General features: G+C 64.4%; 10 protein-coding genes and 1 tRNA gene. 5 read left to right on the forward strand and 6 right to left on the reverse strand.

What is annotated here, in order from left to right; translation table 11 throughout:
- The first annotated feature begins 30 nt into the window (after window positions 1-30).
- The 5 genes from GL4_RS01840 to GL4_RS01865 all read left to right on the forward strand — a co-directional run bounded on the left by GL4_RS01840 (window position 31) and on the right by GL4_RS01865 (window position 7,059).
- Entirely contained in the window at window positions 31-1,569 is a 1,539-nt protein-coding gene (locus tag GL4_RS01840) for a COG4223 family protein (protein ID WP_045363923.1), read from the forward strand.
- Window positions 1,570-1,572: 3 nt separating this feature from the next.
- Window positions 1,573-3,336: a heme biosynthesis protein HemY gene (locus GL4_RS01845; RefSeq protein ID WP_045363925.1), complete on the forward strand. Its 1,764-nt coding sequence runs from the start codon at window positions 1,573-1,575 to the stop codon at window positions 3,334-3,336.
- Window positions 3,337-3,438: 102 nt separating this feature from the next.
- Window positions 3,439-3,514: transfer RNA gene (locus GL4_RS01850), tRNA-Thr, on the forward strand.
- 149 nt (window positions 3,515-3,663) lie between these two features.
- Window positions 3,664-4,263, forward strand: coding sequence for a cysteine hydrolase family protein (locus tag GL4_RS01855; RefSeq protein WP_045363927.1), 600 nt, complete (start codon window positions 3,664-3,666; stop codon window positions 4,261-4,263).
- 330 nt (window positions 4,264-4,593) lie between these two features.
- Entirely contained in the window at window positions 4,594-7,059 is a 2,466-nt protein-coding gene (locus GL4_RS01865; protein WP_244462662.1) for a DUF3141 domain-containing protein, read from the forward strand.
- A gap of 89 nt (window positions 7,060-7,148) precedes the next feature.
- On the opposite strand, the gene GL4_RS01870 is transcribed toward GL4_RS01865, so the two are convergent.
- The 6 genes from GL4_RS01870 to GL4_RS01895 all read right to left on the reverse strand — a co-directional run bounded on the left by GL4_RS01870 (window position 7,149) and on the right by GL4_RS01895 (window position 15,388).
- Window positions 7,149-8,051 carry a MipA/OmpV family protein gene (locus GL4_RS01870; protein WP_082025405.1) on the reverse strand — a complete coding sequence of 301 codons (903 nt, stop codon included), beginning with the start codon at window positions 8,049-8,051 and terminating at the stop codon, window positions 7,149-7,151.
- Window positions 8,052-8,259: 208 nt separating this feature from the next.
- Window positions 8,260-9,453 (reverse strand): acetate/propionate family kinase, encoded by a 1,194-nt coding sequence (locus GL4_RS01875; protein ID WP_045363933.1) that lies wholly within the window; start codon window positions 9,451-9,453, stop codon window positions 8,260-8,262.
- Window positions 9,453-10,862 (reverse strand): bifunctional enoyl-CoA hydratase/phosphate acetyltransferase, encoded by a 1,410-nt coding sequence (locus GL4_RS01880; RefSeq protein WP_045363935.1) that lies wholly within the window; start codon window positions 10,860-10,862, stop codon window positions 9,453-9,455. The genes GL4_RS01875 and GL4_RS01880 overlap by 1 nt, the downstream gene beginning before the upstream one ends.
- Window positions 10,863-10,931: 69 nt before the next feature.
- Window positions 10,932-13,286, reverse strand: coding sequence for a DUF3141 domain-containing protein (locus GL4_RS01885; protein ID WP_052464045.1), 2,355 nt, complete (start codon window positions 13,284-13,286; stop codon window positions 10,932-10,934).
- On the reverse strand, window positions 13,276-14,040 hold the full coding sequence (fabI, locus tag GL4_RS01890) for an enoyl-ACP reductase FabI (protein WP_045363937.1): 765 nt from the start codon (window positions 14,038-14,040) through the stop codon (window positions 13,276-13,278). Before fabI ends, GL4_RS01885 begins: the two co-directional genes overlap by 11 nt.
- A 169-nt stretch (window positions 14,041-14,209) precedes the next feature.
- A complete protein-coding gene (locus GL4_RS01895; RefSeq protein WP_045369234.1) occupies window positions 14,210-15,388 on the reverse strand; it encodes an osmoprotectant NAGGN system M42 family peptidase in 1,179 nt (392 codons plus the stop codon).
- Window positions 15,389-15,405 lie beyond the last annotated feature (17 nt).

Genomic DNA, 15,405 nt, shown 5'->3' on the forward strand with positions numbered 1-15,405 from the left:
CAGTGGCGACAGCGCAGAGGTCATGATGCGATGAGCGGTACCTTCGACGAGAGGGGCACGGGATCGGATTCGTCGGACAAGCGGCCGCGGCCGACCATCGAGGGCACGGCGACGGAAGTATCCGTCGAGCCGAGCGCCGAAGAGACAATGGCCGGCGCGCTCGAGGCAGGGTCCGCGAGCACTGACGAAGCGCCGGCGCACGAAGAGGACGTTCACGAGTCCGACTCCGGCAGCGCCGAAGGCGGTGAGCCGGGCGACGCAGATGGAGAGTCCGGCGACGTGCCGCCGGCGCCGGCAGCCGCATCCGGCGGCCGCTCGTTCGGCAGCAGATTTCTCGCCTGGATCGGCGCGCTTTTCACCCATGCCTTGGCGGGGCTCGCCGGTGGCCTTGCGGTCTTGGCGGCTCTGATCTGGGGCTACTTGCCGGTAGGCACGCCGCAACAAGACGCAAGCATCGACACCATCGAGACCAGGATCGCCGCGCTCGAGTCGGCGCCGAAGAGCCCGGACAACGCGGCCGCTCTCGAGGCCTTGCAGTCGCGGCTCGCGACGCTCGAATCCGCATCCGGTGAGGCGGCGGCGCCGGCCGTCGACCCGGCCGAGGTCAAGACACTCGCGGCGCAAGTGGCCGAGATGCAGCAAAGCCTCAAGTCGATGGCCGAGGCCGCAAAGGACGGCGGCTCGGTCAGCGACGCCGCTGCGATCAGCCGTCAGGTCGCGGAGGCCGAACAGCGCCTCGACAGCCAGATTAAGAGCAAGGTTGAGACCGAGGTCCGGTCGGCTTTGGCCGGGGTCCAAGCCTCGGGCGCAGACGACAAAACAGTGGCGGCGCTGAAGTCGGAAGTTTCCGCTCTTGACGCCAAGCTCAAGGCGCTGACGGCGGCCACGATGTCCGCGGATGAGGGCTCGAAGTTGAAGCCCGAGATATCGGCCCTGCAGCGGCGCTTGAACGAGATCGAGACGACGCTTCCGGCTTTGGAGCAAGCGCTCGATGCGGAGAACGCCCAAACCAGGAAGGCCAATCTCACGATCGCCTATTCGGGCCTGCGCGACGCGGTCAACTCGGGGCGCCCATATGCGCCGGAACTCGCCGCCATGACCGCACTGTCGGCCGATACGAACGACCTCGAGGACTTGGCCGAATACGAGCACACGGGCATTCCCACCGTGCCGATGCTGGCCAGCTCGTTCGCCAAGCTGCGCGAGCAGGCGCTGGCAGCGCAGCCTGAAGCCGAGCAGGATCTCTTCGGACGGCTTCTCGGAGGCGCGCAGTCGCTCGTCAAGGTCAAGCGCATCGGCGAAGAGGCGGACGGCACGGGTCCAGACGCGATCCTGGCTCGGGCCGATGCGAAACTCCAAGCCGGAGATCTCCAGGAAGCGGTGATGGAAGTCGAGAAGCTGAAAGGGCCGCAGGCAAAGACCTTCGGACCGTGGATCGACGATGCGCTAGCGCGCCTCGACGCGAACACGGCCTTGCAGCGCCTGCAGGAGGCGCTACTTGTGTCCTTGGCAAGCGGCGACGGCGCCCCTGAAATTGTGGTCCCCCCGGCGGCAGGCGAGACAGAATAGCCGATGACACGCATCCTCTTTTTCACGCTCTTCGTCATCGCGGCGGCGCTGGGACTTGCCTGGCTTGCCGACCGGCCGGGCACGATCTCGGTCGCCTGGTTGGGGTATCAGATCGAGACCAGCGCCTTTATCGGCGTCGTGTTCCTGTCGGTCTTCGTCGTGGCCGTGATCCTGGTCTTGGCCATCCTGCGTTACATCTGGACCCGGCCGTCGGCCATCGCGGCGCATATGCGCGAGCGCAAGCAGAAGCAGGGCTTCGACGCGCTGTCGCGCGGGCTCGTCGCCATCGGGGTCGGCGACCGGGCTCAGGCGCAGCGCTATGCGGGCGTCGCCCAGCGCAACCTGCCGCAGGAACCGTTGACGGCCCTCTTGAAGGCGCAGACCGCCCAACTCAAAGGAGACGACGCGGCCGCGCGGCGCACCTTCGAGGGCATGCTCGATCACCACGATACGGAACTGCTCGGCGTGCGCGGCCTCTTCCTCGAAGCCAAGCGCGCGGGCGACGAAGGCGCCGCGCTCGTCCTCGCGCAGCAGGCCGTCGACCGCAATCCGAAGCTGGCATGGGGCGTCAATGCGTTGTTCGATCTCCAGGCCCGGTCCGGCGATTGGGATCGCGCCCTGAACACGCTGGCGATCGCACGCCAGAACGGACATGTGGATTCCAAGAGCGCCAACCGCCGCCGCGCGGTCTTGCTGACCGCCGAGGCGCGCGAGACCGAGGCCTTCGATCCCAGCAAGGCGTTGATCCTCGCGAACGAGGCCTTGCGGCTCGCCCCGTCGCTGGTGCCGGCGGCTGAGCTCGCCGGCCGCCTGCTGGCGTCAAAGGGCGAGGTGCGCGCCGCCTCACGGCAGATCTTGCGGACCTGGTCGCTGTCGCCGCATCCCAGCCTCGCGGTGGCCTACGCCTTCGCCAAGCCCGGCCTGTCGCCCAAGGACCGCCTGAAGCGCGTCGAGTATCTCGCCAAGCAGACCCCGGACGACGTGGAAGGCACCGTCGCCATTGCCCAGGCCGCCGTGGAGGCCCAGGAGTGGGATCGGGCGCGCGAGGTGCTGGAACCGTACCTCGAGGAGGCGCCGTCGGCCCGGATCTGCACCTTGATGGCACGGATCGAAGGCGGCAGCGGCGACAAGGGCCGCGAGCGCGAATGGCTCGCCCGCGCGCTCCGCGCCCCGCGCGACCGGGCCTGGATCGCCGATGGCTATGTGTCCGACCGCTGGCTTCCGGTCTCCCCGGTTACCGGCGTCGTGGACGCGTTCGAATGGAAAGCGCCTGCGGACGCCATCGGCCGGCCCGACGAGACGCTTCAGATCGACGAATGGACCGGCCCGCCGCGCGATGCCAGCGCCATGCTGCGCGAAAGCCACCCGACGCAAGCGCCGGACTTGCGGGACGAAGCCCCGGCCGACGTGGGCGAACCGCCGATCGAAGGCCCATCCGTGATCGAGGGTACGGCCGAGGAGGTTACGGTGTCCGAGCCTCAGCCCGCTCCGCCTCAGCCCGCCGACACCGGCACCGCAAAGCCCGAGGATGCCCCGTCCGGCGAAACAACCTCGGCGCCCGAGACGCCGGAACCCCCTGAGGGAAAGGCCGAAACCCAGGCCAGTTCCGCGTCAGTTGCCAAGACAGGTGACGGCGCCGCCGAAGAGAAGCCGCCCGCGTCGATCCTCGTCCCGCCGCGGGCGCCGGACGATCCGGGCGTAGCTCCCGACACCGAAGACGAAAGCGAAGTCTCGCTGGAACGGCTGCGCTCGGCGCATATCCGCTAAGGTTGTGGACGCGGATTCCAGACGGCGGAACCGCCCATTCTGCCTCGCGCCGCGCTTGCGCCGCGCGCCCAATGGCATTAAGCACGAGGCCACACTCAGAGGGCCGCAATAGCTCAGTCGGTAGAGCGGCGCATTCGTAATGCGTAGGTCGGGGGTTCGAATCCCTCTTGCGGCACCACTCTCGCCATCTCTCCAGTTCCATTTTCGGTTGATCCGGCAAGTCCGGATTCACTCTCCGTCTAGGCGCTTCTGTTTTTCCGCCTGCCTGCGCTAGGATGTTTGCCGGAAGATCGGCGCATCGGCCGACGCATCGTAGGAGGGAACTGCATGTCCAACCCGACACTTCGCGATCTCACCGGCATGAGTCCGGACCCTGCGCCGATTTCGACGAGCGCGCTTGTCTTGATCGACTGCCAGCAGACGTATCGCGAGGGCGTCATGCAGCTCGAGGGCGTCGAGCCGGCTCTTGAAGAAGCGGCCGAACTTCTGCGGCGGTTCCGCGAGGCGGGCCGCCCCGTCATCCACATCATGCACGATGCGGGCGAAGGGACGCCCTATGACGTCGGCGCACCGATCGGACAGATCGCCGATGTGGTCGCTCCGATCGACGGCGAGACGGTCATCATCAAAAGATTCCCATCCGCGTTCGAGCAAACCGAGCTCGATTGGGAGCTCAAGAAGCACGGCGTCGACAATGTCGTCTATGGCGGGTTCATGACCCATATGTGCGTGAGCTCGACCGCGCGATCCGCCTTCAACAAGGGCTACGCCAACACGGTCGTCGCAGGCGCCACGGCGACGCGGGCGCTTCCCAATCCCGCCGGCGGAGAGGCCGTGCCGGCCGAACAGCTTCAGACAGCCAGCCTATCGGCGCTTGCGGACATGTTCGCGGTGGTCGTCCCGGCGACCAAGAACCTGCCTGACTGAGCCGCGCCTAGCTGCCGTCGTCGAAGAAGCCCGTGCACGGCTTGCGAATCTCGCGTGCACTTGACGCCTCCAAGTCTTCAGACAGTGCGCCGAGCACCACGCCCCGACCGTTGGCACGCAGTGACTCTGTGTCGCCGGGCTTTTGGTTGCAGGTGCGACAGAAAGGCCTAGAATGTGCGCCAAACAAGACGAAGGCCTTATCGGTCAGGGTGGGACGCTTCAAAGGGCTGTCATTCATCACGCGTAGGTTTTTCTTTCGACAGAAGCGACAACGCTCCGACAGCTCTGCTTGAATTACCGCAGACCTGCACATCAAAGGTCCACAGTTCCATGACCGATACGGTTGCCGACACCGGCACGACATCCGACCACGTTATCGAATCCATGTTCGACTCCGTCGCGAAGGCGGTCTCGGAATCGCCAGCCGTGATGCTCAATCGCCGGGTGGAGGCTGCGACCAAGATCTCCGATGGCCTGCAGACGACGCAGAGCTTCCTGATGCACAGCGCGATGAGCCACGCCGAGCGCATTTCCCGCGAACATCAGGAACGGTTCAAGGCTTCGTTGGCCACGCTGTCGGACATTGCCAAGAGCTTTTCCGAAAAGCCGGACCTGGACGAACTTGCCGAGGCCTGGCAGGCCTACGTCAACGACAGCACGCAGCGTGCTGCCCTCTTCCTGGATACGATGCGCGAACGCGGCGACATCTTCCTGGAGCACGAGGCGGCCGGGTGTCCCCCTGTCTTGACGTATGACTACGAGGTCGTGCTCGACGGTGCGAACCTGCTCCATCCGTGCAACTACATGCTGCTGAAAATACTGCCGCCCGAGGGCATCGAGATCGACGCAGCTCTGCGGCCCTACATCATCATCGACCCGCGGGCCGGCCACGGCGCCGGCATCGGCGGCTTCAAGTCCGACAGCCAAGTCGGCGTGGCTTTGGCGAAGGGCCACCCGGTCTACTTCGTCGCGTTCCGTCGCGAGCCCATACCCGGGCAGGACCTTTCCGATGTGACGCGCGCCGAGGCCGAGTTCGTTCGCGAGGTGGCGCGGCGCCATCCGCAATCGCCGAAGCCCGTCATCACCGGCAATTGCCAGGGCGGTTGGGCGACGCTTCTCCTTGCTGCGACGAACCACGACCTCACGGGACCGATCGTCTTGAACGGGTCGCCCGTTGCGACCTGGGGCGGAGAAGTCGGCAAATACCCGATGCGCTACAATGGCGGCATTCTGGGTGGCACATGGCAGCCGATGTTCTGGTCCGACATGGGCGACGGCGTGTTCGACGGCGCCCACCTGGTGCTGAACTTCGAATTGCTCAATCCGAGCCGAAACTATTTCGGCAAGTACTACGACCTTTATCGGGATATCGATCACGGCCGCGAGCGCTTCTTGGAGTTCGAGAAGTGGTGGGGTGGGTTCTTCCTTCTGAACGAGGCCGAGATCCACTGGATCGTCGAGCAGCTCTTCGTCGGCAACCGCCTTGCGAAAAATGAAGCGCAGCTCGAGCCCGGACGCCACATCGATGTGAAGAATATCCGTTCGCCCATCATCGTGTTCGCGAGCCAGGGCGACAACATCACGCCGCCGCAGCAGGCCCTGAACTGGATTGCGGACAGCTATGCGGATGCCTCGGAAATCAGGATCCGGGGCCAGCGCATCATCTACATGGTGCATGAGCAGGTCGGCCATCTCGGCATTTTTGTCTCCTCGAAGATCGCCAAGCGCGAGCATTCGGAGATGACCGGCACAATGGAAGCGATCGAATCGCTTCCGCCCGGCCTGTACGAAATGAAGATCGACGACTATCAGGGTCACGGCGAGGGCCGCGAGTTCACCGTGAGCTTCCACGAACGCAGGCTCGATCAGCTCCGCGCCCTCGATGCCAAGCGCGAGGACGAAAAGCCCTTTGCCGCCGTCGCGCGCATGTCCGAGATTCAGGCGCAGCTCTACGATCTTTGCCTGAGGCCATTTGTGAAGGCTGCGGTCAATCCGGGTATCGCCGAACTTGCGCGCATGCTGCATCCCTTGCGGTTGCAGCGCGGGCTCGTATCCGGACGCAATCCCGTGATGGCCGGCGTGACAGGTCTAGCCGAGAAGGCCAAGGAGGAGCGGCAGCCTGCGGCCGCCGACAACCCGTTCGTTCAGACCGAGAAAGTGTTTGCCGCGCTGTTCGAACAGTCCATCGACTTCATGCGCGACGTGCGTGACGCGATGTACGAGAACATGTTTTTCTCGATGTGGTCGACGCCGTGGGCCGCGTCGTTCGGTGCGCCCAATCTCCTGGGGCGGACGCTCAAGAACGAGGCGGAACTCCGCGCTCTTCCCGAGGTTCAGACGGCTCTCCGCCATATTTCGGAAGGCGGCTTCACGGAGGCGGTCATCCGCATGCTCATCCTGCTGGCAGACTCGCGCGGCGAAGTGCGTCGCGACAGGCTGGAGCGGGCTGGTGCGGTGCTCACCGAAGACGAGCCTTTCCGGTCTCTCAACACCGACCAGCGGCGGCAAATCATCGATGAGCAGACCCTGGTGGTTCAATTCGAGCGCGAAGCGGCAATCCAGACTCTGCCGGATCTGCTGAAGACGAACGAGGACCGGAAGCTGGCCGCCGAGGTCGCCCAATACGTGCCGGGGTCGATCGAAGAGATGTCGCCGAACACGCTGGAAATGCTTCAGCGTTTCCGCCATGTCCTGAACCTGTCGCCGATTTCGGGCGACATCACGAAGGATCCGCTCGCGGGCCGTAGCTTCGGTACCTTGCGCGGGGGCGTGCGGATGCCGTCGGCCGCCGAGTAGGCACACGGCGAAGGGCACAATGTGCCGGGCTCAACGGATAACTGTTTTCGAAATCTGAAGGAAAAAGCGGCGCGGCCGTCGTGCTCGGCCTAACGGTCCCAGTAGAAGCGGTAGGCGAGCCCGACAGTGCCCGAAACCTGGTCGGGGGTCTGCACGACGGGGCTGTCCGCGGCCTCGTCCAGAAGACGGCTATAGTTCACGCCGCCCTTCAAGACCCAGCGGTCGCTGATGTCATACGTGCCGCCAACGGAGACGAAGACATCTTTGATGCCGCCATCGGTCTTGTAGACCGGTAGACCTGCCTTCGAACGATTGGCCTCGGCCTGCGTCACGCCGAAATAGGTCTGCATGTATTCCGCGCTGGCAAAGGTTGTGCCGACCCGGACGCCGGCCTTCAAGCGATCCGTCAGTTGCTTCTCGGTCTCGATGCCGAACCGGTATTGCGGACCGGCGGACTCGCCCGTGACCTTGTCGATATAGGCGGCATCGAACGTAAAGGCCCCTAGCGTGTACGCTGTGTACGCGCCGAGCACCAGACCGCCCTCGACATCGCCGAGGCCTTTCAGAAGATCGCCATCGTCTTGATCGCGCGTTGTGATGTAGCCGGTCACCGCCCCAATCTGAAAATGGTCGCCGCCAAAGGCACGAATCCGGATCTCATCGAGCCCGCGAAAAGTGATGCGCTGGCGCACTTCCTTGAAGATGCCATCCGGCGTGTCCTCGGTCTCGACAAACGAGGGAATGATCATCGGGATCGGAATGACTTCGACCTCGTTGGAGCCTTCGTATTTGGGCTGGATGATCGCGGCAGCGCCAAGCGCGACGCTCTTCCGTACAACGGTCTCGCCGGCCGCTGGGCCGTCGACCAGAGCTGCCTGAGCATGCGCGTCAGAGACGGCAAAGCCGCCTGCCAGGACGGCACAGACGACGCCGCCCTTCAAAGCACCGTGGGCGCAACCCAGGTGCCGCGCAAACCCCAACCCAAACCGCATTCGTGAAACCCCGTTGAATCGTTCCGTGTTCTTAGCACGGATATGGTTAACCCAATAGTCGTGAAGGCCACATTGAGCCGAAGATCGTCATAGGAATTTGCGATGGAAAGAGAGGAGCTTAGCTATGGCCGCGGTGGGCGGTCCGGCGGCCGGAGAGACCTCGGCCAGCGGCCTTGCCCCTGACGGCAAACGGCCTGCACGGCCTGGTTTAGGCCGCGGCTGCCGAAGCGATGGCCTCTTGCGCCTTCTCGGCCGCATGAGAGGCGATCATCAACTCTTCATTGGTGCGGATGATGAAGACCCGAACGCGCGAGCGCTGGGAGGAGATGATCGTCTCGCCCGCGCGGTTCTGCGATTCGTCCAGTTCGAGACCCAGCCATCCGAAGTCCTGACAGACGCGCTCGCGAATGCGCCAGGCGTTCTCGCCGATGCCGCCGCAGAAAACGAGCGCATCGAGCCCCGACAGGATGGCAACCATGGCCCCGAGCTCGCGGCGAATGCGATAGACGAAATAGTCGATCGCGCGCCGCGCCTCGATCGTGCCGGCCTCCTCCAGCGCCCGCATGTCGTTCGAGAGCCCCGATAGCCCTTTGAGACCGGACTGCTTGTAGAGCAGGTTCTCGATCTCCGCGGCCGTCAGTCCCTTCTCGGCCATCAGATAAAGAACCACGCCAGGATCCAGTTGACCGCAGCGCGTTCCCATGGGGAGGCCGTCGAGCGCGGTGAAGCCCATCGTGGAGCCGACACTCTGTCCGCCTTGGATGGCGCACATCGAAGCGCCGTTGCCGAGATGCGAGACGACCACACGCCCCGCCGCGTGCATCGGCGCAAGCTGCCGCAGAGCGCGCGTCACGTATTCATAGGACAGCCCGTGAAAGCCGTAGCGCCGGATCCCTTCCTCATAGAGCTCCAACGGCAACGCATAGGTGTCGTTCACCCACGGATGCTGCCGATGGAACGCCGTGTCGAAACACGCAACCTGCGTCGCGTCGGGGAAGGCCGCTTGCGCGGCCCGCACGCCGGATAGATTGTGCGGCTGGTGCAACGGCGCCAGCGGGATCAGTTTCTCAAGATTCGCGAGGCAGTCTTCGTCGATGATCACGGGCGAGCCGTAGTCGGGGCCGCCATGAACGATGCGATGCCCAACGGCTTTTACGTCGGCGCCGGAGAATCTGTCCTCCATGAGCGCGAGAATTGCGGCTAGCGCCGCGGCATGATCGCTGACCTCGGCGGCATCCAGATCCGTCTCGGTTTTTTCCGCATTGGCGATCCGCGCGCTGAGATGCGGCTTTGTCCCGATCGCCTCGATCTGCCCGCGCACGCGCTCATTCAGGCTGCCGGCTTCGAACAGCGCGAACTTGATGGAAGACGACCCGGCGTTGAGCGTGAGGATATGGGGCACTACTCGGCTGCCTCCGCAAGTCGCGACCCGACAGGAACGCCGTTCTCCTGCCAGAACCGGTACAGCACGGCGATGGCGCACGAGGCGAGCCGCGCCTTCTCGCCGTCGGCGCGGCTGGTCAGGATGATGGGAACGGAAGCGCCGAGTGCAATGCCGGCAGCGTCGGCGCCGGACACGAAAGCGAGCTGTTTCGCAAGCATGTTGCCCGCCTCGAGATTGGGAACGATGAGAACCTCGGCATGGCCGGCGACCAGGCCCGTCACGCCCTTGGTCGTTGCTGCTTCGGCGTCCATTGCATTGTCCATCGCGAGCGGGCCGTCGACGACGCCGCCCTTGATCTGACCGCGATCCGACATCTTCGACAGCGCGGCTGCGTCCAGCGTCGAAGGGATCTGAGGGTTCACCGTCTCGACCGCCGATAGAACGCCGACCTTGGGCTTCTCGATGCCCAGAGCCAGGGCCACGTCGATGGCGCTCTGGGTGATGTCCACCTTCGTGACCAGGTCGGGCATGATGTTGATGGCCGCATCCGAGATGATCAGCGGATGGTCGAGCCCCGGCACGTCCATCACGAAGGCGTGGCTCATGCGGCGGCTGGTGCGCAAACCACCCTTGCTCTTCAGCACCTGGTGCAACAGATCGCTCGTGTGGAGGTGGCCCTTCATGATGGCCCCGGCGTAGCCCTCGTGCACAAGCTCGACAGCCCTGCCGGCCGCGGCGACGTGGTCGGGAATGTCGATAATCTCGTATGGGCCGAGATCTTCGCCTGCGTCGAGGGCGGCCTGGCGGATGAGCGGCTCGGATCCGATAAGGATCGGCCGGATGAGTGAATGCCGCGCCGCTAAAAGCGCCCCGCCGAGAGACTCCTTCTCCTCCGGCGCGACGACCGCGGTCACAAGCGGCTCCAGTCCCTCGCACAAATGAATGTAATGGTCGAAGTGCTGATGCCGCTGCAGGACGATCTCCGGCAGCTCTTCCATATCGATCCTGACTTTGCGCTCGGGCGCGAGCACCTCCGCGACCCCCTCGGCAACAGTCTCGCCGCCCCGGCCCGTGACCTTGGTGTCCATGACGACGACGGAATTGGGCAGCTTGTCCTTCACGGAAACGGTGATCGTCAGCTCATCGCCCACATGAACCCGGTCGAGAAATCGCAGGCTCTGCGACCGGTACAGTGTTCCGGGTCCCGGCAGCACGTTGCCAAGCACCGACGAAATCAGCGCGCCGACCCACATGGATGGCGCGACGGCCTCTGTGCGGTCCTTATCTTCTTCGTCCGGGATGTGAAGCGGATTGAGATTGCCGGACGCGTGCGCGAATACGAAAAGGTCGTTCGCTGTGCAGACACGTTTGACCGACTCCGTGTCGCCGATCGAAAGTTCGTCGTAGAGCCTGTTCTCGCGGATCATGTAGGTCTCCTGCGGTCTGCTGTTTTCCGCTGCTGTGACAGCCGTTTTTTCGGGCGAGGTCCCGGCGCCTCAAGCGCCAATGCGCATGCCGGGAGCCGCGCCGTTGCTTCTGCCCGGAGCGCGTTCCTTCCACCCCCGGGCCATCGTGTACAATGTTGATTGCAGTTGCTTGAACATGGCGATCGTTCGGTCATCCATCTCTTCGGCGGGACCGACGATATCGAACACGAGATTGACCGCCCGCACACGGTCGACGTCGTCACGCAGCAGCACGGGCAGAGACGAGACCGCCCCGTCGGCTGCGAATTCGACGATCATGTTCTGCTCATTGATGAGGCGGGCGCGCCGTTCCGGCGTCATCGTGTCGAAGGGCGCGCGCGAATGGAGCAGGCGGTTGGTACGCTCCAAGCGGTCGCGCCGGACGGAGCCGCGCGCGCGTGCCAGTAGGATCAGCATACGTACGATTGCTTCCTTGTAGCCGCCCGCTTCCGCGTTCTGGATCGCGTCACGAACTTGAGGCAGCTTTCGAATGTTATGCTCTTGCGGGCGCGCCTGGTATGTGGCTCCAAGCCGCATCATCCAAGGGGTCGCGTAGAGACCGAGGAATGCGATCTCCATGCAGGCATCGCGCATGTCGCGGGCAAGGTTGAAGCTCTCCTCGATGGCCGTCGCCGTCAGGCGTTCCAGACGCAAGAACGGATTGTCCTCCTCGGCCGGGTCGCGTGCCTCCCGCGTCGCTTCCGCCAGCGGATAGATGCCGCCGAGCAACGGATTGGCGCTCGAGAAGAGCTTGTATTGCGCGCGCATGGGATGGGCCTCACGCAACGTTTCGGCGACCTCCGGCGTGACGAGCGCACGCAGTAGGGGCTGCACTGTCAGCTCATAGGTTTTGACCGCCCAATCCGAAAGGCGTGCGACGGCGGCGAAAGCGGCTTCCTCCTTGCGGTCGCCCCCGATTGCCAGGATGTCGTCGATCGTGCGGGTCTCGAACGAAACGGTCGGCACGCCGTCGCCCTCGTGAATGAGCATCTCGTAGAGACCCGGCGCCAGCGACTCGATCGTCTGCACGACGGAAGTGATCTCCTTGTGCTGCTTACTCGCGACCTTTGCGGACACGAAGATGCCGAGATGGCCGATGCTGTCATGCAGCGTGTAGACGATCACGTGTCCACGCGCGCGCACCTCCTGAACGGACTCGTAAAGATCTGCGATCCAGAACAGCGCCTGCTGCGGCGGCGTGATGTTGTCGCCGTGGGAGGCGAACACGACGATTGGCGAGTCGATGCGTGTGAGGTCGACCGGCGTTCCGTCATCGAGCACGGCCTCTCCGCGGACCAGCTTGTTGCCCACGAAGAGAGTCTCGACGATCCAACGTATCTCCGCCGCGTTCATGAAATAGAACCCGGACCACCAGCGTTCGAAGTCCAGGTAGCGCTCGGAGTCCCAATCGACCTTCGAGAAAATATCGTAGTTCTTGCGCCAGACCGTCTTGCCGGGATTGAGCTGCTCGAAATTGTGGATCAGCGTCGCGCCGTCGAACTTGCCTGCACCGAGATCGGCGGTCAGCAGGGCCGGAACCGCGCCGCCTTCCATGCCCGCAAGATACCGGAACGGATTTTGCCCGATCTTGCCGGCCCAATAGGACAGGGGCGTGCCGGCGATCACCACGGGCCCCATCAGATCCGGGTGGGTCGCAGCGAGGATCATGGCGGCCCAGCCGCCTTGGCAATTGCCGGTCACCAGGGGCTTGGAACTCTTCGGATGACGCTCCCGAACCGCCTTCAGGAACGCGGCCTCGGCGGCGCAGACATCGGCCAGCGTCTGATGCGGCTCGGGGTCCCGGAAGAAGATGACGAAATACACCGGGTGACCGTCGTTGAGGGCCTCGCCCACTTCAGACTCGCTCTTGAAGCCGCCGATGCCGCTTCCCTGACCGGCACGCGGATCGATGATCACCCATGGGCGGCGGTCGTTGCGGGGCGGCGGCGCGCCTTCCGGCGGAATGATGCGCACGAGCGCATAGTTGGCCGGACGTTCCAGCAGCCGTCCGTCGACGATGATCTCGTAGTCGAAGGCGAGCACCGGCGTGAAACCCTCGGCTTCCCTGGCCGCGCACGCGTCGCCGCGCCGGCACAACGTGTCGAGCGTCAGCACCCAGCGCTGGGCCGCGTCCTTCCAGTAGGGCAGAAGGCTGTTGGCGGCGAATGGGGCGGCGAACCCGGCCGCGATCCCGGCCCATTCGTCGGCAAGCCCGCTCCAGGCCGTACGGGTCTTCTCCGCGATGGCCGATCCGTGCTTGACGGCAAGCGCGCCGAGCAGCTGCGCTTGGGCATTGGCCTGGTGAAGGTCTTCCACGGCGTGCCGGGCATAGGCGTCGCGGCTCTGTGCGTAGACACCGGTTTCGTTGGGGATCTCATCCGACAATGTGATACCCGCCGTCGATGTAGTGCACGCCGCCCGTGACATTCTCCGCCTCGCGGCTGGCGAGAAAGGCGGCGTAGGCACCGATATCCTCGATCGACGCCAGGTGATGAGTGGGCGCGCGTTCGGCTGCCTCGTTCATCAATTCGTCGAAACGGGAAATGCCCGAGGCGGCGCGAGTCTTCAGCGGCCCCGGCGACAACGCGTTCACGCTGATGCCCTTTGGTCCGAGCTCCGCGGCCATGTAGCGCGTGACCGATTCAAGCGCTGCCTTGGCCGGCCCCATAATGTTGTAGTTCTCGACAACCTTTTCCGCCCCGAAGAAGGAGACGGTCATGCAGCTGCCGCCGTGGCGCATCAGCGGTTCGGCCCGGCGCACCATCCGGATGAACGAGTAGACGGAGATGTCCATCGCCGTGATGAAGCCGTTGCGCGAACAGTCCACCACGCGGCCATGCAGATCCTCGCGCGGGCAAAACGCGATCGAGTGCAGGCAGATATCGATGTGGCCCCAGATTTGGCGAATGCGGTCGAACAGTTGCCCGTACTGTCCGTCTTCGCGCACGTCGAGGGGCAGCAGAATGTCCGTGCCGAGCTTCTCGGCGAGCGGCCGGACATGCTTTTCGGCCTTATCGTTCTGGTAGGTAATTGCGAGGTCCGCGCCCTGGTCGCGGAACGCCTTCGCGCAGCCGAACGCAATGGAGTCCTCGTTGGCGACCCCAAGGACGAGAGCCTTCTTTCCGGCAAGAGAGAACATGGTGTGACTCGGCAGGTCTGTGACAGTGGAAACTACCGATGCAACATGACACTTGGGATTCAGTCGGGCGGATTTCAGTTGGACGCGGCCCTTGCGCGCTTTGGTCGCGCCCGGCCTGTCATAACGCCGACATTCCGCTGAGAGGGCACACGGCGACCCCTCCGCGCCGCTATTCGTCCACAGCCTCGTCTTCGATCTCGTCCATGCGCACATCCGACGAGAGCTTCTGCTCGGCCTTCTCCGTGGGCTGGGTGGTGAAGTCCTCGAGCGTGCTTACCTCCTCGGCATCGCGCCAGAAGGCGATCGGGCTCAAGAGATAGGCCGTGATCAGCTCGGCCAGTGACCGCAGAGCGTGAATGTGAATGCGCTCCCAGCCGTGGGAAGCATCGATGCCGAAACAGACCAGGGCCGTGCGGACGTCGTGCCCGGCCACAACCGCCGAGGCAACATCGGACCGGTAGTGCCGGAAGATGTCCTTCTGATAGAAGATGTCGTCCTCGCGGCAAAGGCGGGCCAGCTTTCGCGTGAGATGGTAGTCGAACGGGCCGTTCTGGTCGGCCATGGCGAGCGTCACGCCAAACTCGGCGCTGTTCTGGCCAGGCGCCGTAGTGCCGTTGTCGACCGCGATGAGCGACGCGATGTCTTCCGTCAGGATATTGGCTGCGCCGATCCCGACCTCTTCCTCGATCGTGAAGAGGAAATAGGCGTCGACCGGAAGCTGGTCCTTGACCGCGATCAGGGCCTTCAGCGCCGCGAACATCACCGCCACGCCGGCCTTGTCGTCGAGGTGCCGGGAACTGATGAACCCGTTCTCCAAAAACTCCGGCTGTGGATCGATCGAGACGACGTCGCCGACTTCGATGCCGAGCCGAGTGGCTTCTTCGGCCGTTGAGCATCGCGCATCCACACGAATCTCCACGTGGGGCCAGCCCGTCGGCTGCTCGTCGACATCGTCGCCAAACGTATGCCCGGAGGCCATGAGCGGCAGGATCGTCCCCCGATAGCTTCCGCGCTCGGTGAAGATGGTGCATCGCGCGCCCTCGGCAAAGCGCGCGCTCCAATAGCCGATGGGCACTACCGCCAGGCGTCCATTGTCCTTGATCGCCTTCACCTGAGCGCCGAGCGTATCGAGATGGGCTGCGATCGCGCGCGCCGGCCGCCGCTCCTTGCCGCGCAAGACGGCCCGGATGGCGCCGCGCCGCGTAACCTCGAACGGAATGCCAAGCCGGTCGAGCTCCTGGCCGCACCACCGCACCGCATTGTCGGTGTAGCTCGTGGGGCTCGGAATATTGAGGAAAGTCTCGAGCGTTTCGGCGAGGTAGTCGAGATCGATATGGAGAATAGTCATCACGCAGCCCTGGTGTT

It is taken from the genome of Methyloceanibacter caenitepidi (genome assembly GCF_000828475.1).
GTDB classification, from domain to species: domain Bacteria; phylum Pseudomonadota; class Alphaproteobacteria; order Rhizobiales; family Methyloligellaceae; genus Methyloceanibacter; species Methyloceanibacter caenitepidi.

Bases quoted from the DNA above. Each gene is read 5' to 3' on its own strand.
- fabI (WP_045363937.1), bottom strand. From the start codon at position 14,040: ATGTTCTCTCTTGCCGGAAAGAAGGCTCTCGTCCTTGGGGTCGCCAAC.
- GL4_RS01845 (WP_045363925.1), top strand. From the start codon at position 1,573: ATGACACGCATCCTCTTTTTCACGCTCTTCGTCATCGCGGCGGCGCTG.
- GL4_RS01880 (WP_045363935.1), bottom strand. From the start codon at position 10,862: ATGATCCGCGAGAACAGGCTCTACGACGAACTTTCGATCGGCGACACG.
- GL4_RS01855 (WP_045363927.1), top strand. From the start codon at position 3,664: ATGTCCAACCCGACACTTCGCGATCTCACCGGCATGAGTCCGGACCCT.
- GL4_RS01865 (WP_244462662.1), top strand. From the start codon at position 4,594: ATGACCGATACGGTTGCCGACACCGGCACGACATCCGACCACGTTATC.
- GL4_RS01895 (WP_045369234.1), bottom strand. From the start codon at position 15,388: ATGACTATTCTCCATATCGATCTCGACTACCTCGCCGAAACGCTCGAG.
- GL4_RS01870 (WP_082025405.1), bottom strand. From the start codon at position 8,051: ATGCGGTTTGGGTTGGGGTTTGCGCGGCACCTGGGTTGCGCCCACGGT.
- GL4_RS01840 (WP_045363923.1), top strand. From the start codon at position 31: ATGAGCGGTACCTTCGACGAGAGGGGCACGGGATCGGATTCGTCGGAC.